The following is a 21,320-nucleotide window of genomic DNA, read 5'->3' on the forward strand; positions in this document are numbered from 1 at the left end:
CTGTTTTCCGAAATATGATAAAATTATACCCTTTGAAAGACAAAAAAATAAAGAATATTATCAGTCGTGGGATAACTACCGACGAGATAGCTGATGTCATGTATTTGATATTCAGAACACGATATCTTCAATTAATGAATAGGTTTGGTACATGCTATTAAAAGACAATCCAATATTGATGCAACTGAAGCAGAAAAGCATTGATGAAAAAAAATCACGTGGCGAATACGTTGAAGAAGATACCGCCAAAGTAAAAGTCCGCTCAGAAAATAAAGAACACAGAGAGCACAGAATACGACAGAATATCCAAAAAGTTAAGATATCTGCCGATGCCAATTCGACAATGGAACAGGGGGTTGTTAAGGCTAATGACCGAGGCTTCGGTTTTCTAGAAAGTGAATCCCGTGAAAGTTTCTTTATACCTCCTAAGGAAATGAAAAACCTTATGCACGGAGATAAAATCAGTGGTTACGTGGTATACCAGGGTGAGAAATCAAGAGTTGAAAGAATAACTCTGATAGAACCTTTCCTGTCAAGATTCGTTGCCAGAGTTGCTTACGTGAATGGTAAGCTTACTGTAGTGCCTGATCATCCCTGCATCAATTTTAACATCAATGCCGTAAACCATGTCCCTGACGGGGTAACACTGCGTGAGGGAGACTGGGTTATTGCGGTTTTAACAAAGCATGCCTTATCTGAAGGAAACAGAAACGGTCATATGGCTGAAGTAATTGAGTTTATAGTACATGCCAATGATGAACAGACTCCTTGGTGGGTTGTTCTCCGCGGGCTTGATTTGCCAAAGAGCGCCCCTGAAGATCTGCCTTCATACGAATACAAAGATGAATCGTTACCTAGAGTTGACCTGACTGATAAGCCTTTTGTGACCATTGACTCTGCAAAGACGCAGGATATGGATGACGCTCTGTATATTGAATCTTTACAGAATGGTGGCTGGTGCCTGTGGGTAGCCATAGCCGATCCTACTGGATATATTCATGAAGATGATGAGCTCGACAGTTATGCCGCCAGAAGAGCTTTTTCAATATATCTTCCTGGGCGTGACATTCCAATGCTTACCAGAACATTGAGTGATGATCTGTGTTCATTGAGAGAAAATGAAGAACGATTTGCTCTGGTTGGTAAATTCAATATCAGTGCAGACGGTAGCTGCGATCAGAAAATCGACTTCATGATGGCGACAATCAAATCTCACGGAAAACTGGTATACGATGAAGTTTCTGACCTGCTTGAAGGAAAAGAGACCTCATTCAGTCCTTCACCTGTTATCCGGGAACAGATCGATATGCTTAGGGATTTCAGCAGAGTCAGATACAATTATCGTAAGACCAATGCCTGTGTATTCAAAGATAAACCTGAATATGAGTTCGTTCTGAATGAAAACGGCGGTCTGAAAGAAATCAAAGTTGTTCACAAGAGGGTGGCAAACGGAATTGTTGAAGAAGCAATGATTCTTGCCAATACCTGTGCAGGAAGATTTCTGGCTGAGCACTTCAACGCCGGTATTTTTAATACCCACAGCGGTCTTGATCATGAAAAGATTGCCGATGTTAATGAGGTTCTGGAAGAGAACGGTTACCCAATAGACGACATTGAACAGATTGAAACCATGACAGGTTACTGCAAACTGAAGAGATGGCTTTACGATTCTGAATCAGCATATCTTGATGCCAGAATTCACAAGTGCACGGCTTTTGCTGAGATGTCTCCTGTTCCTGGTCCTCATTTCGGTATGGGACTTGATTATTATGCGACCTGGACCTCTCCAATCAGAAAGTATGGGGACATGATTAACCATCGTCTGATTAAGTCTGCCATTACCAATACTGAGAAGCCTCGTATCCCGAGTGATGAGGTTATTGAGAGCATGAATCTTTCAAAAAAGAGCAATCGTGCTGCAGAGCGACAGGTAAAGGATTGGCTTTATATGGATTATCTGAAGCCTCATATTAACAAAACTGTTTTCGAAGCTGAGGTAATGGATGTATCAAGAGGTGGTATTAAGGCAATGCTGCTTGATAACGGTGCCAGAGTGTTTGTTCCGACCAGCATGATCTGTAATGACAAAAAGCGCATTGAAGGAAACAATAGTCTTGGAGTAGTAATTCTTGACGGAGAGAAGAAGGTAATCCGTCTGGGACAGAAAGTTCAGGTACGAATTGTGGAAATCAATGAAAGTCGCGCCATTATAGGTGAGCTGATACCAAGAATTTCGTAATACAGAAATCATTTAATGAGAACTTAAGACCGGATACGGTGGATAACTGTATCCGGTCTGTTGCAAGGTTAAGAAAATGAATATAAAAAATTGGGTAGTTGCGGCAAGACTCAGAACATTACCGTTATCACTTTCAGCTGTTCTTGCAGGATGCTTTATGGGGGTATCAAAGAGCGGTATTTCCGCAATGTCGCTGATTCTCTTTATTCTGATTGTAATGACAGCCGTACTGCTTCAGATTTTATCCAATTTTGCCAATGATTACGGTGATGCCGTATCAGGAGTTGATTCTGATAACAGAATAGGACCGAGAAGGGCGCTTCAGAATGGGGATATGACCATGTCTGAAATGAAAAAGGGGATTGTCGCAGTAACGGTAATGGCCTTGATAACGGGGACAGCCTCTCTGTTCCTGGCTTTTGGAACAGACTATGTGAACATTGCAGTATTTGTACTGCTGGGGGCTCTTTCCGTAATAGCAGCAATTACTTATACAGTTGGACTGGTGTATGGCTACAAAGGCCTTGGTGACATTTCCGTTTTTATATTTTTCGGACTTGTGGCGGTAATGGGTAGCAGCTTTATGCTCTCTGGAAATATTTCGATGGAAAGTATTCTATGGGGGATTACTGCCGGATTTATGGCTACTCTTGTTTTAAACGTTAATAATCTGCGTGATTATGAAAGTGACAGAGTAAACGGTAAGCGTTCGCTTGTTGTCATGATGGGGCTTAAAGGGGGGAAGATTTATCATGCTTTGCTCATTTTAAGTGCCTTGATTTCTGCGCTGATCTGTCTGATTTATCATTTCAGTGACAGTTCCATGACCGGACTGTCTGCATGGATTTCACTGATTCCTATTGCCATTGCTTCCGTATACTGCATTCATCCTGCGCATACCGGCAGAGAGCTTGATCCAATGCTGAAAAAAACATCTATTGCTGCGGCACTGGCAAATTTAGTCTGTGGTGCTGTTCTGGCGTGGTGTTAGCCTATGGATAAAGAAACCTCGTTATTGCTTTATAGCGGATAACGAGGTTTTTTGAAATTTATACAGTGACATTAGATTGTGTAATACCAACACTCTTCTGTGGTTTTTTTTTTGTTTTCCTGTTTTAATTCAGAAATTGTAAGTTCCTGATTCTTAGCGCATACTCTGGTGTATGGAGGAATAGATTTGGTTATGAATGTATTTCCGCCGATTACGGAGTGGTGTCCGATAACAGTGTTTCCTCCAAGTATTGAGGCATTGGAGTATATGGTTACGTTGTCTTCGATAGTCGGATGACGTTTGGCTGTTCTAAGTTTTTCAACATTATGGGTTGACACTGCTCCAAGGGTAACTCCCTGATAGATTTTTACATTGTTCCCTATGATTGTTGATTGACCTATAACAACACCCGTGCCGTGATCGATGAAGAAGAACCTGCCAATTTCTGCTCCGGGATGAATATCTATGCCTGTTTTACTGTGAGCATATTCGCTCATGCATCTTGGAATCAAAGGCACTCCGGCTTTATACAGTTCATGAGCCAGTCTGTATATGGTGATGGCATAGACCCCCGGATAGGTTACGATTATTTCTCCAACGTTGAATGCTGCCGGATCTCCCTGCATTGCCGCATCGATATCATCATTAATTTTTGAGCGTATTTCAGGTATCTTCTCAAGAAAATGAAGAGCTATGTTATATGATTTTTCCTGAATAAGCTCCGGACTTATTCCGTGATTGTTTTCGTCTTCATTTAAGGCAATTGCAATCTGACGGCTAAGATGATACAGGATATTTTCAAGTAGAAGCGATACAGAGGTGCCAAGATTATATATCTTATAATCATTGGTCTTATAGTATCCTGGATAGATAATGCTTATTAAGTCCCGGATGCAGTCAAATATAACATTTCGATCCAGCAGATTAAAAACATCTCCGGTCGTATCCACATGTCTCTTGTGGGAATAATCATTTACGATTTCTGTTGCAATATTGAGGATGTTTTCCTCAATAGTCAGTATTTTGTGGGTAACTAAGGCTGTCATATTAAATCCCTCCGTAAGTCCTTTTTACGAATGATTTACAGATTAAAATTAATCCAAAAGTGGCAAAAAACGGCCATTGTAGAAAAATTCCGGCAATGACCGTTGTTTCCTGTCATCCAGTGTTATCTGATGGCGTATAAAGTTTTAACCAGATAATCTATTTCTTCAGGAGTATTGTAGAGTCCTAATACTGGTCTTACTGTCCCTTCGTAGCCTAAGTGTCTGAGCACTGGCTGAGCACAGTGATGACCGGCACGAACGGCAATACCATAACTGTTCAGGTAACTACCGACCTCTGAAATAGAATGTCCGTCAAGTACAAACGATAAAACGCCTGATTTGTTCAGCGGACGACCTACAAGAGTGAGTCCTTTAACTTTAGACAGTTCTTTCACGGCATATGTGGTGAGTTCATGTTCATAACGTGCCACTTCATGCATACCAATACCTGATAGGTAATCAAGAGCCGCTCCAAGTCCGACGGCATCGGCAATACTTCCTGTACCTGCTTCAAACTTGTTTGGTGCCTGATTGTAGATGGTGCGTTCGAAGGTTACGTCTCGAATCATATTGCCACCGCCGTGATATGGCTGAGCTTCTTCCCATAATTCCTTGCGTCCGTATACTGCACCGATACCGTTAGGACCATAAACCTTGTGTCCTGAGAACACAAAGAAGTCAGCTCCTGAGGCGGATACATTTACAGGCAGATGAGCAATGGACTGAGCTCCGTCAATCATGATAGGAACACTGTGAGAGTGAGCAATCTGAACCAGTTCTTCAACCGGAGTGATTGTTCCCAAAGTATTTGACACCTGAGTTACAGACACAAAGCGTGTTCTTGGAGTAAACAGGGATGCGTATGCCTTCAGGTCTAAATCTCCTGATGCATTGATAGGTATAACCTTTATAACCGCACCTGTAGCCTGAGCAACCAGCTGCCATGGTACTATGTTCGCATGATGTTCCAGAATAGATACGATAATTTCGTCACCTGGTCTGAGCAACGGACGGACATATGACTGGGCAACCAGATTAATGCCTTCAGTGGTTCCTCTTACCCAAACAATGTTATCTTTTGACGGTGCCCCTATGAAGTCGGCAACAGTCTGTCTGGCGTTTTCATATGCGTCAGTAGATCTTGCAGCCAGTTCATGAGCCGCACGATGAACATTGGAGTTCTCATGACGATAGTAATGATCTATTCTGCTGATTACAGCTTCCGGTCTCTGAGTGGTAGCTCCGTTATCAAACCAAACCAACTGATGTCCGTTAACTCTTTCTTCAAGAATAGGGAAATCATTTCGGATTGATTCAATACTTCTGCCGCCTACAGTAACACCTGATTTGTTTGTTAAAAAGCTGGTAGAAGAATGATTTGAATCATTGTTGCGGACTGAATGATAGTCGTCTGCCTGTGCGGCAGAAACAACTACAGGAGAATAACCGCTACTTTCTTCTACCAGAAACTTTGATTCATTATTTGCACGATTTAATTCATTACCTGGCACATAAGGGGTTCCTGCTGACAAAGATGCGTTGATAGCTTCGTCAATAACCCTGTCTGCGAGACTTTGATAATCATTTTGCGATGAATCGATATCTGTTGGGACATTCGCAGATGCAAGCAGAGTTTCAGCATCACCCTGCAGTGCACCGGAAGCGTCCGTTATGTTGTAATTGCCACGGGCGGCTTCTTCAGCCTGGTGAATACGCTGAGCACATCTTTCAGACGGAATGTCCGTGATGAGCTTCAGAATATCCTCCTCGCTTGGAAAACCGAACCCGAGCGGGTTGTTATTCGTAGTCATGGTATTCACCTACTTCCACATCTTCAAGAACGGCAATGGCATCATCAGCAAGAATAGCTGCAGAGCAGTAGATAGAAAGTAAGTAAGAGGCAACACCCTTATCATCAATACCACGGAAACGAACAGAAAGACCGCGAGCGTTTTCGTGTTTTAAACCCTGCTGGAACAAACCGATTACACCACGCTTTGCTTCGCCGGTTCTGATTAACAGAATGTTGGTCTTGCCACTCTGGCTCTTAGGTTCCTTTAAGCCGTCAACAAGAAGCTTGTTTGAAGGAACGATAGGGATACCTCTCCAGGTAAGGAAGGTGCCGCCGTTAATATTTACGGTTGCAGGTGGCACGCCACGCTTGGTGCATTCTCTGCCAAAAGCTGCGATGGCGCGAGGATGAGCTAAGAAGAATGAAGGTTCCTTCCACACCTTGCTGATTAATTCATCGAAATCATCAGGAGTTGGAGCACCTGAACTGCTTCTAGGCTGAATTCTCTGGCTGTCAGCAACATTCTTTAATAAACCGTAGTCATCGTTGTTGATTAACTGGCTTTCCTGACGTTCACGTAAGCTTTCAATAGCCAGGGCAAGCTGTTCTCTTGTCTGGTCATATGGACTGCTGAAAAGATCATCAGCTGTGGTGTTAACATTAAGAATGGTTGAAATAGAGTTGAGCTGGTATTCTCTAGGCTGAAGCTCATAATCGATAAAGCCCTGAGGAATGATGTCACTCTTCTTGGTCTGGCTGCATAAAACATCCAGTGGAGTAGCGCCTTCAACAACTTTGTTTACTCTGAATACACCGTTGTTGATACCCTTGAATTCGAGAAGGGATGGGAGCCATCTAGGAGTAATTGAACCGAATTGTGGTCTGGTCTTTGTTACATCCGCTAGGTTACGAGCAGCTTCAAGCGATAAAGCATTAAGAGGATTGTTGGTAGTATCTGTCATTTCAAAAATCTCCAAATGAATATAAGGAAAAGAAATTAAACTTTATAATTAAATAATGTTTAATACACGGCCATACTGGTATCAATGGTTCTAGCCCATTCGTTGATACCATTTATAAGGTTGAAGCATTTACCCTTGTATCCTGCTTCTTTCAGAGTATTTATGGCAAGAATACTCCGTTTACCTTCCTTACATATAAAAACAGTGTCGTTTTCAGAATTCAGTTCGTTCTGTCTTCTTGCCAACTGTCCTATAGGAATTACTACGGCTCCAGGAAATTTAACAATAGCTCTTTCATGCGGTTCTCTCACATCAACCAGATTGATCTTGTCTCCTCTATCCAGTCTTGCTTTCAGATCTTTTGCAGCAATTCCTGTAACCTGTTCTTCTTCCTTTTCATGTGTAACCAGACCGCAGAGTTCCTGATAGTCAACTTCCTGCACATCCGTTATTGTCTGGTTGTCACCGCAAATAGGACATGCATGATCTTTAGGAATATCCAAAACCGTGAATTTCCAATGCCATGCGTCGATCACCAGAAGTTTTCCGATGAGAGCATCACCGGTGCCGACAATGAGTTTTATTACTTCTGCCGCCTGACAGCTGCCGATAATACCCACCAGAACTCCCAAAATGCCACCTAATGAGCAGGTAGGTACTAATCCTGCAGGAGGAGGTGATGGATAAACACAACGATAGCAAGGACCATTATTAGGATCAAAAACCGTAACCTGTCCCTCAAACTGAAGTACAGCACCAAACACATCCGGTTTTCCTGCCAGTACGCAGGCATCACTTATCAGGTATCTCGATACATAGTTATCGGTTGCATCGGCAACAATGTCATAATCCTTAATAATCTCCAGAATGTTTTCTGAAGTCAGCTGTGTCTGATGAATGTTTACTTTAACTTTAGGATTAATTGCTCTTATGCTGTCTCGAGCTGATGCTACCTTAGGTCTTCCGATATCACGTGTACCGTGAATTACCTGTCTCTGAAGATTGGTAGCATCAACTTCATCAAAATCAGCCAGACCGATAGTTCCGACTCCTGCCGCAGCAAGGTACTGTGCCAGAGGTGCACCCAGACCGCCCAGACCGGCTATCAGTACTTTGGCTGACTTTAATCTCTTCTGACCTTTTACTCCTATTTCTTTAAGCAGCAGATGACGGCTGTATCTGAGAATTTCATCGTTGTCGAGAGATACGCCATCAATTGTTTTGATTACTGGTTCCCTTTTTTCAGTCGGTGTTTCTTTGTGTATTCCCGGATTGTCATCGTTAACTCCTGAACCACCGGCTATTGACGGTACAAGATAAATTTGATCTCCTTCCTTTAGAGATGTTTCAAGACCGTTTAACTGTTTAATGTTTGTTGAATTTACAAAGAAATTAAGAAACGGACGAACATTGCCGTTGTCATCTTCGATAATTTTTCTGGCATCAGGAAACTGAGATAACAGGTCTTCCAAAATTTCTTTTACGTTGCTGCCATCAAGTTGAATTTCAGTTTGTTTTCCAATGTAATTACGCAGAGTTGTGGGAATTATCAGAGTTATTGACATGAAAAAATTCTCCTTATCAGTTCATATCTTTAATTCGTAGTCTGCTACTACTGTTTAGTTGTTTTGCTATCGTTTACTTATGGTATTTTGTTGTTGTAGTTGTGAAATAATTTGTTTTGATTTATTATCATACCGAAACGATATGAAATATATGATATGTATTAAATCATACTTTGTCAATAGGATAAGTAGATTTTTTTATATTGTCTAATACGAGGTCGTTAATTCAGACATAAATGCTAAAACAGCAGAAATTTCAAAATAGAAATTTTATGGATGGAACAACTAGAAAACAGAGAAGAAAAAAGGGGAAAACCGATGATTTCTTCTCTGTGAAATTAGGTCGGACTGTTAGTTCGTAATTTTTAATTCTTCCTTATCAGAAGTTCCGTTAACAATCTTAAAAGAGTTAAGTACAGGATTGTCGTGATCCTGCAGGGATAGAATCATGTAAGAAGCACCGGGATCATATGCAAGACGTTTATCCTCTTCTGAAGGTCTTGAAGGTGATTCAGGATGAGAATGCCAGTTTCCCAATGGTGATATTTTATTATTTCTCATGTCCTTAATTGCTTCCAAATGCTCTTTAGGATCAATTGAAAAGTGTTCATTGGAGTGATCAATATTTGTGAGCAGATAAACTTTTTTAATTATTTTATTTCCCTGGTCGTCAATAGTTCCTGCTATTAAACCACAGGCTTCATTGGGCAATTCTTTCTGAGCATGATTAAGAATACTTTGGTAATCATTTTTGGTCAGAGTAATCATTGTTATCTCCTTGATAGCTGTGTTTTTTTATTAAAAAGGATATATTTACTGAAGAAATCTGATTTATTTGAAATGCTGTATCCAGCTGATACAAATCAATACGGAACTCTATGAAAAAACAATTCCGTACTGAATGTATCCTGATGTGAAGGTGTTAAAGTTTAAGTTCACAGGTAGGCTGTTCGTAATCAACCAGCTCGGTTATGGTCGGGTTGTCCCCGCAAACCGCACACTTGCCGTTGCACGGAGGCAGCTTAACCTTGTGGAAATCCTGATTGATTCCGTTATAGGTGAGCAGAGCTCCGGTTAGAAGTTTACCTGTTCCGGTAATGAACTTAACAGCTTCCATAGCCTGTAGACTGCCGATAACACCAGCCATTGCACCGATAACACCGGCCTGCTTGCAGGTAGGAATAGCATCTTTAGGAGGCATTTCCTTGAATACGCATCTGTAGCAAGGTCCCTGTCCCGGAACGTAGGTCATCAACTGTCCGTTAAATCTCAGAATACCTGCATGAGAGAATGGTTTCTTTTCCATTACACAGGCATCATTGATTAGGAATTTTGCAGCAAAGTTATCGGTTCCGTCGAGAACGAAGTCGTATTCTCTGATAATTTCTCTGATATTTGAAGAGTCGAGAAATTCTTTATATGTAACCACTTTAACGTCAGGATTAATGGCGTTGATGGATTCCTTTACTGAATCAACCTTATATTTACCGATGTCTGCTGTTGTATGGGCAATCTGTCTCTGAAGGTTTGATAGATCGACTACGTCAGCGTCAGCAATTCCTATTGTTCCAACACCTGCAGCAGCAAGGTATAGAGCAGATGGACATCCAAGACCGCCGGCGCCAATAATGAGAACCTTGGCCTTGAGAAGTTTGTTCTGTCCCTTAACACCTATTTCCTTCAGAAGAATATGACGAGAATAGCGTTCTATTTGTTCATCGCTTAAAGGCATGCGCCACCTCCCATGAAATAAATGAATTCTACAACGTCACCTTCCTTTAAAACAACAGCGTCTCTTTTTTCTCTTTCAAGAAAATCATCATTAAGTGAAACAGTCACATATTCGGGAGTTTCTACCTGTTTAATTTCAAGTAATTCTCCGACGGTAAGGCCTTCTTTCACTTCAGTTTTTTCACCTGCAACGGTAATCTGCATCATTATCTCCTAATTAATTTTAAAAATTGTTTGTGTTTATCGTCTGGCCAACGATAAAAGTAAATACTCTATGTTTGCAGCTAGTCGCCTACCTTTTTTACATACAAGGTAAAGGTACCATCGTTGTTGTCATCAAGTCTTAAGATCTGATGCCCCTCATCTTTAAGGGATCTTGGTACGTTCTGAACCGGCTCACCATCATTAAGTCTTACTGAAAGAATCTGGCCTTCGTCAAGTTCATCAAGGTATACCTTGGTTTTAACGAAGGTGTGAGGGCATACCCTGTCGGTAACATCAAGTTCAAGATCAGCAGTAATATCACTCATGATTATATTCTCCTTAATAGTTATTGCTGTTGTGCATACAGTCTCTGCTTTCCGGTTTGATATAGTTTTTGTAGTCCGGTTTTTACTTTGTCTGACTTTCTGCTTCTATGGCCTTTTCATAAGCCTGTTTAAAATCTTCAATAAGATCTTCCACGTCTTCAATGCCGACGCTTATACGTAAAAGATCATCATAAATTCCTGATTGTTCTCTTTCCTGCTGGGTGTTGTGCAGGGCAATGGTTGAGGCAGGATGAATAATAAGAGTTTTGGTATCACCGATATTTGAAATGATGAATACCAGTTTAAGATTATTCATAAGAGCAAAGGCTCTCTGCCAGCTGCCGACGCGTATGGTTAGAATAGCGCCGTAGCCTTTGTTTAAAATTTTGTCCGCTGTTTCGTGACAGGGACAGTCACTGAGACCCGGGTAATTCACAACTACTTCAGGATGATTTTCCTTAAACCATTCTGCTAGTTTTAACGCATTACTGCATGCTTTCTGCATTCTCAATCCAAGGGTTTCAAGTCCAAGAATATTTAGAAATGCATTCTGAGGGGCAAGGCACGCTCCCATGTCTCTGGCAAAGCTGTTTCTCAGCTTTGCTATAAATGCCAGTTTCCCGAAAATAAGGTAATCGTCAAAGCTGCTGTTTTTGAACTGTTTCCAGTCAAAATTGCCACCGTCGGTAATAACTCCGCTGATGGCGGAACCACTGCCATTAATGTATTTTGATGATGAATTGATGACGATATTGGCACCATGTTCAAGAGGATTCAGCAGGTACGGGGTTGCAATGGTGTTGTCCACAACCAGAGGTATCTGATGTTTTCTGGCAATTTGAGCCAGTTCTTCAATGTCTGCGACTTCAAGTCCTGGATTGGCTATGCTTTCCACGTAAATAAGTCTGGTTTTTTCATTGATTTGCTGTTCAATGCCGTCATAATCGTTTACGGAAGCGAAATGAGTTTTAATGCCCAGAGAAGCGATGTCCTTGAAGAAATAATAGGTACCGCCGTACAGACCATTGCTCGCTACAATTTCATCGCCTGAATTTGTTAATGTAAAAATCACGTTTGCAATAGCCGCCATACCTGATGCTGTTGCTACAGATGCCAGCCCTTTTTCAATTTTTGTAATTTTGTTTTCAAAAATGGTAACCGTCGGATTGCCGGTGCGGGTGTAGTTATACCCTGGTTTTTTTCTGGCAAAAATTGCTGCCAGTTCTTCGGCGGACTGATGCTGGAAGGCACTGGTCTGATACACCGGAGGCAGAGTGGCTCCCTTGGCTTCTTTCCTGTCTTCACCTGCATGTAGAAGAGCAGTATTAAAATTCATGTTTCTTCCACCTTATTGTTTAGTTGTTTTATCGGTATTTCCGCTTTGTTATGCATTGGATATTTATCTAATAGGATAATTCCTATCTGTTTACTATATTTTATGAATGATCATTAGATATGTCAAATGTAAATTTAATTTTTTACATTATTCTGAATAATCAGTGTAGGGAATATAGAAGAGTATAAGCTGGAGAGATTAGTTTACACGGAAATATACCGAAAAAGAGATATTTGTAGTCGTTTTGTTCTTTTTTAAATTCCATGTATTTATATTAAATGTGATCTTTGTTGATAAAAGATTTTTTTATCATACGTTTTTTGTAATTTAGGAGTTTATTCGCAAAACTGTTTTTACGATCCCTTAGCTTTATTATTATGATTTCTTTTTATGTTAGTATGATCGTATGTGAAAAAACTGATGGTATCAGACAAAGTTTTTCAGATAATAAAAATAAGGAGCCTGACTGAAATGGCAGACGATATTTTAAAAGACTGTGGCAACGAATGTGGCTGCGCAATGGAAATAGGCACCGTCATAAATGATAATGATTGTGTTTTTGAGTGTGAACTGCACGGAGAAAGTGATGTCGTTGACAAGACCTATAATCACTATGTTGAGGAGGCGAAATCAATATGTGAATCAGCAGTGATCACTACCGAGGATCAGGAAAATGCCGGAGTTCTGACCAAAAAAGTCAGAATTGAGTTTTCATGCACAGCTGAAAACATCATTTTCCAGATGCGGGTTAAACCTGCATAACGTTCTCTGACAGTGAACACGACAGGGATATTTATCTACGTTCTAGAAGATATGCCGGTATGTTTAAATTCACTTTTATGAGATTTCTCATCTGTCTTCTTTTTCTGTTCATCCTGCAGGGTAATGCTTACGGGGTACTGATGGATGAGGGAAAGCCACAGCAAAGACTTGGCGACCTTTCCTTAATGATGGAACAGAAATCATTAAGGGTGATTGTAGCCTATGATCAGGTTGGTTTTTTTATCAATAAAGGCAATCCTGACGGGCTCTATGTTGCCCTTTTTCAAAAATTCAAGAAGTTCCTGTCTGAAAAGTATCCAGAGGCTAAGCATCTTAAATTTTATTTTGTGCCTGTCAGACAGGATGAGGTCGTAAAATATATTTCAGAAGGTTATGGGGATATTGCCGTTGGTCTTCAGGCAACAAATAATCTGAAACGATATGTCGATTTTACAATTCCGGAAAAACTGTGGGTTGAAGAGATCGCCGTTGTTGCAAAGAACCAGCCGCCTATTAAAGAACTTAAAGACTTTTCAAACCGGTACTTTATGGTGAGAAAGAGTTCCAGCTATGCTGAAAGTCTTAAAAACGTTAATGTTTATCTGAAAGCATTGGATCTTCCACCGGCAAAGATTGTGTATGCTGATGAATACCTGACGGATGCCGATTTGGTGGATATGGTGGATAAAGGTGAAATCAAGTCCACCGTAATTAATAATTCTAAGCTTGTGGTGTGGAGGCGCCTGTTTAAGAACGTTACTTTTGCTACAGATATTCCAATTAAAGTTAATTCCACATTAGTCTGGGCGATAAGACACGATTCCCCTGAGCTGTATAAAGCCATAAATCTTTTTTTAAGGGAAAATCGTGACGGTACAAAAGAGGGCACACCTATTTATGACCGTTATATGAGAACTTCACCGGTTTATGAGTCTCATTATGCAAAAAGAAGGGACTGGTTGGGGATAACACCGAAAGATCTTGAAAAATTTATCACCATATTCAAGAAATATGGGGAGAAGTACAATCTTGACTGGAAACTGCTGATGGCTCAGGCATATCAGGAATCAACTCTGAATCAGGCTGTGGTTTCAAGTCGCGGAGCCGTTGGCATTATGCAGGTTTTACCAAGCACGGCAAGTGAATGGTATATAAATCTCAGCAGTGTTACTGATCTTGACAACAATGTTCATGCAGGTACCAAATACATGCGTTACATGATTGATAATTTCTTCAGTGACGAGGATATCAGTAACAGCGACAGACTTCTTTTCGCACTGGCATCCTATAACAGCGGACCATCAAGAATTACAAGATACAGGAAGGAAGCTCAGGATGCCGGCCTGAAAGGAAATGTATGGTTTAATAATGTGGAAAAGATTGCTGTTAAGCATAATGCGATAGAAACAGTGAAGTATGTAAAAAATATTTCTCAGTTTTATATTTCTTATACTAAGGCCTACGAGCTGTTGAAGAATAAATCAGATAAACGACGGGGTGGCTCCGTCAGAACTCCTGAAAAACAGCAGAAGGCAGAAAGTATGGAAGTTTCAGCTAAGGTGACTGACAAGGTAAAACCAGTATCTGATAACGGTGATTCCAAAGCTGAAAAAAAATAATGTAAAAATGATAAAAATTTGCGAAATTTTAATCAATTTACATTACAATTAACTCGACCGGTTGGATAACCTCCAGTCTTGTAAAATACTCTTCGGAGTGGTTTTTTGTATGAACCTTTTTACTGTAAGGATTTATGAGATGTTTAAAAAAACTTTAGCAGCAGTCGCCGTGGCTGCAGTTAGCGTTATGAGTAGTCTGAATTCAGCAGCTGCTGAAGAAGAAAAGATTCTTAACATCTACAATTGGAGTGACTATATTGATCCGGAAATTATTCCTATGTTTGAAAAGGAAACCGGTATCAAGGTAGTATATGACGTGTTCGACAGCAATGAAGTGCTTGATGCCAAGATTCTTTCTGGAAAAACCGGTTATGACATTGTTGCTCCAGGACTTGATTTTATGGCAAGACAGCAGAAGGCTGGGGTTTATCTTGAACTGGATAAGTCTAAGCTTCCTAATCTGGCCAACATAGATCCGGTACAGTTGAGCTTTATTGCCAAGCTTGATCCTGACAACGCCCATGGTATTCCGTACTTTGTTGGCACTGCAGGTATTGCATACAACAAAAAAATGATTGAGGAACGTCTTGGAAAAGACTTTGATATGAAGACCTGGGATGTTATTTTCAAGCCAGAAATTCTTTCAAAGCTGAAGGATTGCGGTGTAGCTGTTTTAAATGCGCCGACCGAGGTGATTCCTACAGCGCTTAACTATCTTGGGCTGAATCCTAATTCAACCAATCTGGCTGACTATAAGAAGGCTGAAGAACTTCTCATCAAGATGCGTCCGAATGTTACTTATTTCCATTCATCTCAGAATATCAACGATTTGGCCAATGGTGATATCTGCATAACTTTGGGCTGGTCTGGTGATGTGCTTCAGGCTGCCGATAGAGCTGTCGAAGCTCAGAACGGAGTGGAGATTGAATATCTTGTGCCACGTGAAGGTGCTTTAATGTTTTATGACATGTTTGCAATTCCTAAGGATGCAGAACATGTTGAAAACGCGTATAAATTTATGAATTTTATTATGCGTCCTGATATTGCGGCCAAGAACTCTTCATATGTTTCATATGACAATGCAAATAAGGCCGGAGCTCCAATGGTTATTGATAAGGTCAGAAATAATCCGAACATTTTCATTCCTGAAGAGCAGTTAAAGAAAATGTGGGTTCCTGAAGTTCACCCTCGCAATATCAATAAGGAAATGACCAAAATTTGGAACCGTGTGAAGGCCAGTTAGTATTTTGGTAGTTTTTTTGAGATTGTCGGTGTCCGGTTTTCACAGGACACCGAATGTTTACGCAGTGAATTAAGGGGGCATGCTCTCTTAATTCTCTTTTTTATGGAGAATATATTTTGGCTGAGTTGGTTAATGGTAATGAAAAGGTTGCGGCAAATGATAAAGCTCAGGCTAATAAAAACCGTGAACCTGTAAAGAAAGTACGTCGTCCGCTTTTGGAGATCAAGAATATCACCAAAAAGTATGGTGACAACATTGCCGTGGACAATGTGGATCTGACCATATATGAGGGAGAGATTTTTGCTTTGCTCGGTTCGTCAGGATGCGGAAAATCGACATTGTTACGCATGATTGCCGGTTTTGAAAATCCTACCAGCGGAAGTATTCTGCTGGATGGAGAGGATATTATCGGTGTTCCTCCGTATAAACGCCACCTGAACATGATGTTTCAGTCATATGCATTATTCCCTCATATGACTGTCGGTCAGAACATTGCATTCGGCCTAAAGCAGGAAAAGCTTTCTAAAAAGGTTATTGAAGAACGTGTGGACAAAATGCTGAAGCTTGTTCATATGGAAGAGTATGTCAACAGAAAACCTAATCAGCTTTCCGGCGGACAGCGTCAGCGTGTAGCTCTTGCTCGCTCACTCGCAAAACAGCCAAAGCTTTTGCTTCTGGATGAACCGATGGGGGCTCTGGATAAAAAACTTAGGGAACAGATGCGTCTGGAACTTGTTAATATCATCGAAAGTGTGGGCGTAACCTGTATTATGGTAACTCATGATCAGGAAGAAGCCATGACTATGGCTGAACGTATAGCCATAATGAACAGGGGTGAGTTTATTCAGGTTGGTTCTCCAAGACAGATTTACGAAAATCCTAACTGCTGTTTCGCAGCTGAGTTCATTGGATCTGTGAATATGTTTGAGTCCACTCTGGTTACCTCCGGTCCAGAAGTGGGGTCAATTATCAGGTGTAAGGATCTGGAGCATGACATTCATCTGGATCTTGATGTCGACCTTGATGACGGAATGGAGGTTACTGTTGCAATCAGACCTGAAAAAATTTACATCGAAAAGACTCAGCCTGTAGATGAGGACGGTAAGCCTCTTAAGGATAATTACACCACAGGTATAGTAACAGAAATTGCTTATATGGGTGATATTTCCATTTATCATGTAAAACTGAATTCAGGAAAAGTTGTTATTACCACTCTGCCTAATGTGGATCGTTTCAACAAAGGTCTGCCTACATGGGATGACAAGGTATTTTTAAGCTGGGATCCTGAATCCTGCGTAACTTTAACATTCTAACGGATTCCTGAAATGCAGAATAAAGTTTCAAAAATTAACAAGAGACAGAAAAGGCTGAGCGGCTGGCATAAATATGCAGTTATAGCCTTGCCTTATCTGTGGATGGCACTGTTTTTCTTTGTGCCGTTCCTGATTATTTTAAAGATCAGTTTCGCAGAAAGTCTGGATGACAGTGTACCGCCTTATACTTCCCTGTTTTCTTATGATGCAGAAGATTTTAAGTTGAATTTCAGTGCATATCTTGGAAATTACGTAAGTATTTTTGAGGATTCAACATATCTGTATTCATATCTTAAATCCATTAAGATTGCACTTATATCCACTTTACTGTGTCTGCTGATAGGTTACCCGATGGCCTGGGCTATAGCCACTTCTAAAAGTTCAGTGCGTAATGCTCTGCTGATGCTGGTTATCATGCCAAGCTGGACATCCTTCCTTATAAGAATCTATGCATGGATGGGCATACTCAAACCGGAAGGGTATCTCAACAGTTTTTTACAGTGGCTTAATGTTATAGACGAGCCTTTACAGCTTCTTCACACGGACATAGCGGTGTATATTGGTATTGTATACGCTTATCTGCCATTTATGATTCTGCCTCTTTACACAGCTATTGTGAGGGTTGACTATACTCTAATTGAAGCAGGGTATGATTTAGGATGTCGGCCGACAAAATGTTTCTTCAGTCTGTTTGTTCCTCAGACATACAGTGGCATTATTGCCGGTTCGATGCTGGTATTTATCCCGGCTGTTGGTGAATATATCATTCCGGAACTTTTGGGCGGTCCGGGAGCAAATCTAATTGGTCGAACCATTTGGGATGAATACTTTATGACAAGAGACTGGCCTTTGGCTGCGGCTTTGGCAACCATAATGCTGCTTATTCTCGTTATACCTATTGTTCTCTTTTATAAAACACAGCGTAAAGAGATAACTCAAGGAGCAAGATAATGGCTGAAGAAATTAAAGAAAATTCTACAGCTCCGGCCGTAAAAGCTGAAAATACGCCTGTGAGCAGAAAATACTCAAAATTTACCAGAAGCAATATTCTTAAGTTTGTGTTCCTGAGTTTAGGTTTTTTGTTTCTGTATCTGCCCATTGTCACACTGATAGTTTTTTCATTTAATGAATCAAAGCTTGTTACTATCTGGAGTGGTTTTTCGGTCAAGTGGTATTTTGAGCTTTTTAGTGATCGTCAGATGATAGATGCCGTGCTTAATTCTCTCATTATCGCATTCAGTTCGGCTTCAATGTCTGTGATTATCGGAACACTGGCCGCCATTGTCTTGGTGAAGATCGGACGTTTTAAAGGTGAATCCATGTTTGCTCTTTTTATAACGGCTCCTATGGTTCTGCCTGATGTTATTATCGGTCTGTCAATGCTTTTGCTGTTTGTAGCTATGGCAAATATTCTGGGGTGGCCTGAAAAGGGTATGGTGACAATATGGATTTCCATGGTTACTCTCACATCCGCATATGTTACCGTTGTTGTGCGATCCCGTATGCGTGAACTGGATAATTCCATTGAAGAAGCGGCACTCGATCTTGGAGCCGGACCTATAAAGACCTTTTTCACCATAATACTTCCGTCAATTATGCCTGCAATTGTTTCTGGATGGTTATTGGCATTTACTCTGTCTATGGATGATCTGGTGATTACTCAGTTCGTTGCTGGACCTAATTCATCAACCCTTCCTGTACTGGTGTTTTCAAAGGTACGAAGAGGTCTGAATCCAGAAATCAATGCTTTGGCAACCATAATCGTGTTTATTGTTTCCATTTGTACTTTTGTGTACTGGCTAAGCAGAGTCAGAGCAGATCGCAAGAGAAAGAGAGATCAGCAGATGGCATTGAATAAGAAGTATTGATTCCTAAGTTTTTGGTGGATAAACGGGCGTGACGGCTGTAAACCTGTCACGCCTTTTATTTTACGTGAAACAGATTTGTCTCATGTGTATGCCGCTGGAATTTTTTTCTGATAAACTTAAGCGGTAAAAAGTTAGTAGATACACCGAACGAGTAATCAAAAATGATAACTGAAAGACAGCGTTATGAATATAATCCTCCTGATACACCACTGAATATCCTGTATATCGATGATGATATTCTTGTTGCTGATAAGCCTTCTGGTCTTCTTTCAGTGCCTGGAAAGCAGTCTGATGATTCTCTTACATTAAGATTGAGAGAACTGTATCCAGATGTGAATCCGGTGCATAGGCTGGATACTGCAACATCAGGAGTCATACTTTTTTCAAGAAACAAATCCGCCAATGCCGTATTAAGTGAGCAGTTCCGTAACAGAATTCCTCAGAAAAGATATGTGGCAAGATGTGAAGGTATAATCAGAGAGGAATGGGGAGCTTTAGCTTATCCAATGAGTAGAGACTGGTCCAAATCAGCTCTTACAAGTGCTCCTATACATAAAGTCGATTATGCTGAAGGAAAAAAAGCACTGACGTTCTTTCGGGTAATCTGTAGGGATTTCAGGCACAATAAAACCGTAGTAATGCTTGAACCTCATACCGGAAGAACTCATCAGCTGAGACTGCATCTGCAGACATTCGGGTACCCGATTTGTAATGACAGACTGTATGGTTTGGCTACGGATGAATGTAAGGACAGACTCGAGCTGCACTCCTGTTATCTGTCTTTTTTTCATCCTGTTGATAAACGTCAGATTGTTATTTATTCTCCGGCTGAGTTTATATCGGAAAGTGAGTGTAATTTAAGACTATACCTTCCAGAAACTAGGTACAAAACAGATAAGAATAGTTAAAACTTCCAGGCGCCCGGTAATCATATCAAAGCATAGGATGATTTTCTGCCAGTCAGTTAAAACACTGAAGTCTCCATTAGGTCCGACATTAGGTCCTAATCCAATACCTAAATTGGACATGCATGCCATTGTGGCTGAAAGTGCATCAAGCATACCGAAACCTGAAAGACACAGTAGCAGTGAACTTACAAAGACTACAATGAAATAGGCACAGAAAAAAGTTATTATTGAGCGGATGATGACGTCGTTAACAGGCTGATTATTATATTTCTGCGGGAATATGGCTGCAGGATGCATCAACTGTTTGATCTGACGTTTGAAAAGAATAAAACCTATCTGCAGACGGAATATTTTCAGCCCTCCGGATGTGGAACTGGAACATGCACCCAAAGGTATCAGGAAGAAAAACAGCATGGTGATGAAGTCATTGTAATTACTGTAATCTTCAAGAGAATATCCTGTTGTTGATATAACGCTGACTGTGTTGAACAAGGCAACTCTGAATGCATCGGCGACAGGATAGTCTTCTGAAAAAACCAGACTCAGTGTGGTTACAAGCGAAACGACTATGATTAGTGCCATGAATCCTCTTACCTGAGCATCGGATAAAAGCTCTTTCAGATGTCCGTGTATGGCAAGGAATACGAGAGGGAACGGAAGTGCTCCAAGAAACATGAACAGTATTACGGCCCAGTGAATTGTCGGCGAAAAGTAGTTCATTGAGCTTTGATGCGTGCTCATTCCCCCTGTAGAAAGAGATGTCAGGGCATGGTTGAAGGCATCAAAAGAAGACATACCGAGAAAATAGTACACAACATAGGCCAGAAGGGTAAGCCCCAGATAAGTTATAACCATGCCTGTTGCCAGTGTTTTTGATTTAGGCATTACCTTATCGGTTGATTCCTTGGAACTTTCTGTACTGAACAGTTTCATACCACCGACGTTCAGATTTGGGAGAATTGCGATACCTACCGCGATGAAGCCGATGCCTCCAAGATATTGCAGCATGGATCTCCATATGAGTATTGAACCGGGGATCAGATCCACATTTCCAATTACTGTATTTCCTGATGTTGATACTGCAGCAGCCGTTTCAATACATGATGAAAGCAGGTCTGTTCTCATTATGAGGTGAATAGGAATTGCCGCAAATATGACTATGGTGACCCACAACATTGTGGTGAATAAAAACATGTCCCTGATGGTCATGGTCATACTGTGATTTTTGGTCAGATTTTTAATCAGCAGTCCGGTAATCATTGTGATAACCATGCTGGCAAGAAATTCCGCACTGCCTCTGGACACGGTAATAAACGCATACATTAAAGGGATAACCATGATTATTGACAATAAAATAAGAGTATTGCCTATAAATGATAAAATAATTCTGTAATTAATCATTTTGGTTTATCCCT

The 21,320-nt window shown here is 40.8% G+C and carries 19 protein-coding genes; 9 read left to right on the forward strand and 10 right to left on the reverse strand.

The features are described 5' to 3' along the window. Positions 1-151 precede the first annotated feature (151 nt). Positions 152-2,239 (forward strand): exoribonuclease II, encoded by a 2,088-nt coding sequence (locus T489_RS0102625; RefSeq protein ID WP_031578486.1) that lies wholly within the window; start codon positions 152-154, stop codon positions 2,237-2,239. Positions 2,240-2,315: 76 nt separating this feature from the next. Next, on the forward strand, positions 2,316-3,230 hold the full coding sequence (gene menA / locus T489_RS0102630; protein WP_031578487.1) for a 1,4-dihydroxy-2-naphthoate octaprenyltransferase: 915 nt from the start codon (positions 2,316-2,318) through the stop codon (positions 3,228-3,230). 71 nt (positions 3,231-3,301) lie between these two features. On the opposite strand, the gene epsC is transcribed toward menA, so the two are convergent. From epsC to T489_RS0102675, 9 genes are all read right to left on the reverse strand, one after another. Then, positions 3,302-4,276 carry a serine O-acetyltransferase EpsC gene (gene epsC, locus T489_RS0102635; RefSeq protein WP_031578488.1) on the reverse strand — a complete coding sequence of 325 codons (975 nt, stop codon included), beginning with the start codon at positions 4,274-4,276 and terminating at the stop codon, positions 3,302-3,304. Between the two features lie 122 nt (positions 4,277-4,398). Beyond that, the gene (locus T489_RS0102640) at positions 4,399-6,087 is read right to left on the reverse strand and encodes a cysteine desulfurase (protein ID WP_084155375.1); all 1,689 of its coding nucleotides are present in this window, start codon (positions 6,085-6,087) and stop codon (positions 4,399-4,401) included. After that, the gene (locus T489_RS0102645; RefSeq protein ID WP_031578490.1) at positions 6,074-7,030 is read right to left on the reverse strand and encodes a family 2A encapsulin nanocompartment shell protein; all 957 of its coding nucleotides are present in this window, start codon (positions 7,028-7,030) and stop codon (positions 6,074-6,076) included. The genes T489_RS0102640 and T489_RS0102645 overlap by 14 nt, the downstream gene beginning before the upstream one ends. A 59-nt stretch (positions 7,031-7,089) precedes the next feature. After that, entirely contained in the window at positions 7,090-8,595 is a 1,506-nt protein-coding gene (moeB, locus tag T489_RS13420) for a molybdopterin-synthase adenylyltransferase MoeB (RefSeq protein WP_037318521.1), read from the reverse strand. 351 nt (positions 8,596-8,946) lie between these two features. Then, positions 8,947-9,363 (reverse strand): M67 family metallopeptidase, encoded by a 417-nt coding sequence (locus T489_RS0102655; protein ID WP_031578492.1) that lies wholly within the window; start codon positions 9,361-9,363, stop codon positions 8,947-8,949. Positions 9,364-9,517: 154 nt separating this feature from the next. After that, on the reverse strand, positions 9,518-10,327 hold the full coding sequence (locus T489_RS0102660; RefSeq protein WP_031578493.1) for a HesA/MoeB/ThiF family protein: 810 nt from the start codon (positions 10,325-10,327) through the stop codon (positions 9,518-9,520). Continuing rightward, on the reverse strand, positions 10,318-10,533 hold the full coding sequence (thiS, locus tag T489_RS0102665) for a sulfur carrier protein ThiS (protein ID WP_198020400.1): 216 nt from the start codon (positions 10,531-10,533) through the stop codon (positions 10,318-10,320). Before thiS ends, T489_RS0102660 begins: the two co-directional genes overlap by 10 nt. A 77-nt stretch (positions 10,534-10,610) precedes the next feature. Further along, entirely contained in the window at positions 10,611-10,856 is a 246-nt protein-coding gene (locus T489_RS0102670) for a sulfurtransferase TusA family protein (protein ID WP_031578495.1), read from the reverse strand. 82 nt (positions 10,857-10,938) lie between these two features. Then, positions 10,939-12,192: an O-acetylhomoserine aminocarboxypropyltransferase/cysteine synthase family protein gene (locus tag T489_RS0102675; RefSeq protein ID WP_031578496.1), complete on the reverse strand. Its 1,254-nt coding sequence runs from the start codon at positions 12,190-12,192 to the stop codon at positions 10,939-10,941. A 471-nt stretch (positions 12,193-12,663) separates the two neighbouring features. On the opposite strand from T489_RS0102675, the gene T489_RS0102680 reads away from it, so the two are divergent. From T489_RS0102680 to T489_RS0102710, 7 genes are all read left to right on the forward strand, one after another. Continuing rightward, entirely contained in the window at positions 12,664-12,954 is a 291-nt protein-coding gene (locus T489_RS0102680) for a DUF406 family protein (protein ID WP_031578497.1), read from the forward strand. A gap of 59 nt (positions 12,955-13,013) precedes the next feature. Next, the gene (locus tag T489_RS0102685; RefSeq protein ID WP_031578498.1) at positions 13,014-14,573 is read left to right on the forward strand and encodes an MltF family protein; all 1,560 of its coding nucleotides are present in this window, start codon (positions 13,014-13,016) and stop codon (positions 14,571-14,573) included. A 139-nt stretch (positions 14,574-14,712) separates the two neighbouring features. Beyond that, complete coding sequence (locus T489_RS0102690) at positions 14,713-15,816, forward strand: polyamine ABC transporter substrate-binding protein (protein ID WP_084155377.1); 1,104 nt, start codon at positions 14,713-14,715, stop codon at positions 15,814-15,816. Positions 15,817-15,941: 125 nt separating this feature from the next. Further along, positions 15,942-17,129, forward strand: coding sequence for a polyamine ABC transporter ATP-binding protein (gene potA, locus T489_RS0102695; protein ID WP_084155379.1), 1,188 nt, complete (start codon positions 15,942-15,944; stop codon positions 17,127-17,129). A 12-nt stretch (positions 17,130-17,141) separates the two neighbouring features. Continuing rightward, positions 17,142-18,080: an ABC transporter permease subunit gene (locus T489_RS0102700; protein WP_031578501.1), complete on the forward strand. Its 939-nt coding sequence runs from the start codon at positions 17,142-17,144 to the stop codon at positions 18,078-18,080. Continuing rightward, positions 18,080-18,997 carry an ABC transporter permease subunit gene (locus T489_RS0102705; protein ID WP_084155378.1) on the forward strand — a complete coding sequence of 306 codons (918 nt, stop codon included), beginning with the start codon at positions 18,080-18,082 and terminating at the stop codon, positions 18,995-18,997. The genes T489_RS0102700 and T489_RS0102705 overlap by 1 nt, the downstream gene beginning before the upstream one ends. A gap of 161 nt (positions 18,998-19,158) precedes the next feature. Beyond that, complete coding sequence (locus T489_RS0102710) at positions 19,159-19,905, forward strand: RluA family pseudouridine synthase (protein ID WP_031578503.1); 747 nt, start codon at positions 19,159-19,161, stop codon at positions 19,903-19,905. On the opposite strand, the gene T489_RS0102715 is transcribed toward T489_RS0102710, so the two are convergent. Next, positions 19,861-21,306: a TrkH family potassium uptake protein gene (locus T489_RS0102715; protein WP_031578504.1), complete on the reverse strand. Its 1,446-nt coding sequence runs from the start codon at positions 21,304-21,306 to the stop codon at positions 19,861-19,863. The genes T489_RS0102710 and T489_RS0102715 overlap by 45 nt on opposite strands. Between the last annotated feature and the right edge of the window lie 14 nt (positions 21,307-21,320).

The organism is Ruminobacter sp. RM87 (assembly GCF_000701925.1).
In the GTDB taxonomy this organism is placed as follows: Bacteria; Pseudomonadota; Gammaproteobacteria; order Enterobacterales; family Succinivibrionaceae; genus Ruminobacter; species Ruminobacter amylophilus.

What these genes read in the sequence shown, in the direction of transcription:
- T489_RS0102625 (WP_031578486.1), top strand. Translation starts at nt 152, where the DNA reads ATGCTATTAAAAGACAATCCAATATTGATGCAACTGAAGCAGAAAAGC.
- menA (WP_031578487.1), top strand. Translation starts at nt 2,316, where the DNA reads ATGAATATAAAAAATTGGGTAGTTGCGGCAAGACTCAGAACATTACCG.
- epsC (WP_031578488.1), bottom strand. Translation starts at nt 4,276, where the DNA reads ATGACAGCCTTAGTTACCCACAAAATACTGACTATTGAGGAAAACATC.
- T489_RS0102640 (WP_084155375.1), bottom strand. Translation starts at nt 6,087, where the DNA reads ATGACTACGAATAACAACCCGCTCGGGTTCGGTTTTCCAAGCGAGGAG.
- T489_RS0102645 (WP_031578490.1), bottom strand. Translation starts at nt 7,030, where the DNA reads ATGACAGATACTACCAACAATCCTCTTAATGCTTTATCGCTTGAAGCT.
- moeB (WP_037318521.1), bottom strand. Translation starts at nt 8,595, where the DNA reads ATGTCAATAACTCTGATAATTCCCACAACTCTGCGTAATTACATTGGA.
- T489_RS0102655 (WP_031578492.1), bottom strand. Translation starts at nt 9,363, where the DNA reads ATGATTACTCTGACCAAAAATGATTACCAAAGTATTCTTAATCATGCT.
- T489_RS0102660 (WP_031578493.1), bottom strand. Translation starts at nt 10,327, where the DNA reads ATGCCTTTAAGCGATGAACAAATAGAACGCTATTCTCGTCATATTCTT.
- thiS (WP_198020400.1), bottom strand. Translation starts at nt 10,533, where the DNA reads ATGATGCAGATTACCGTTGCAGGTGAAAAAACTGAAGTGAAAGAAGGC.
- T489_RS0102670 (WP_031578495.1), bottom strand. Translation starts at nt 10,856, where the DNA reads ATGAGTGATATTACTGCTGATCTTGAACTTGATGTTACCGACAGGGTA.
- T489_RS0102675 (WP_031578496.1), bottom strand. Translation starts at nt 12,192, where the DNA reads ATGAATTTTAATACTGCTCTTCTACATGCAGGTGAAGACAGGAAAGAA.
- T489_RS0102680 (WP_031578497.1), top strand. Translation starts at nt 12,664, where the DNA reads ATGGCAGACGATATTTTAAAAGACTGTGGCAACGAATGTGGCTGCGCA.
- T489_RS0102685 (WP_031578498.1), top strand. Translation starts at nt 13,014, where the DNA reads ATGTTTAAATTCACTTTTATGAGATTTCTCATCTGTCTTCTTTTTCTG.
- T489_RS0102690 (WP_084155377.1), top strand. Translation starts at nt 14,713, where the DNA reads ATGTTTAAAAAAACTTTAGCAGCAGTCGCCGTGGCTGCAGTTAGCGTT.
- T489_RS0102700 (WP_031578501.1), top strand. Translation starts at nt 17,142, where the DNA reads ATGCAGAATAAAGTTTCAAAAATTAACAAGAGACAGAAAAGGCTGAGC.
- T489_RS0102705 (WP_084155378.1), top strand. Translation starts at nt 18,080, where the DNA reads ATGGCTGAAGAAATTAAAGAAAATTCTACAGCTCCGGCCGTAAAAGCT.
- T489_RS0102710 (WP_031578503.1), top strand. Translation starts at nt 19,159, where the DNA reads ATGATAACTGAAAGACAGCGTTATGAATATAATCCTCCTGATACACCA.
- T489_RS0102715 (WP_031578504.1), bottom strand. Translation starts at nt 21,306, where the DNA reads ATGATTAATTACAGAATTATTTTATCATTTATAGGCAATACTCTTATT.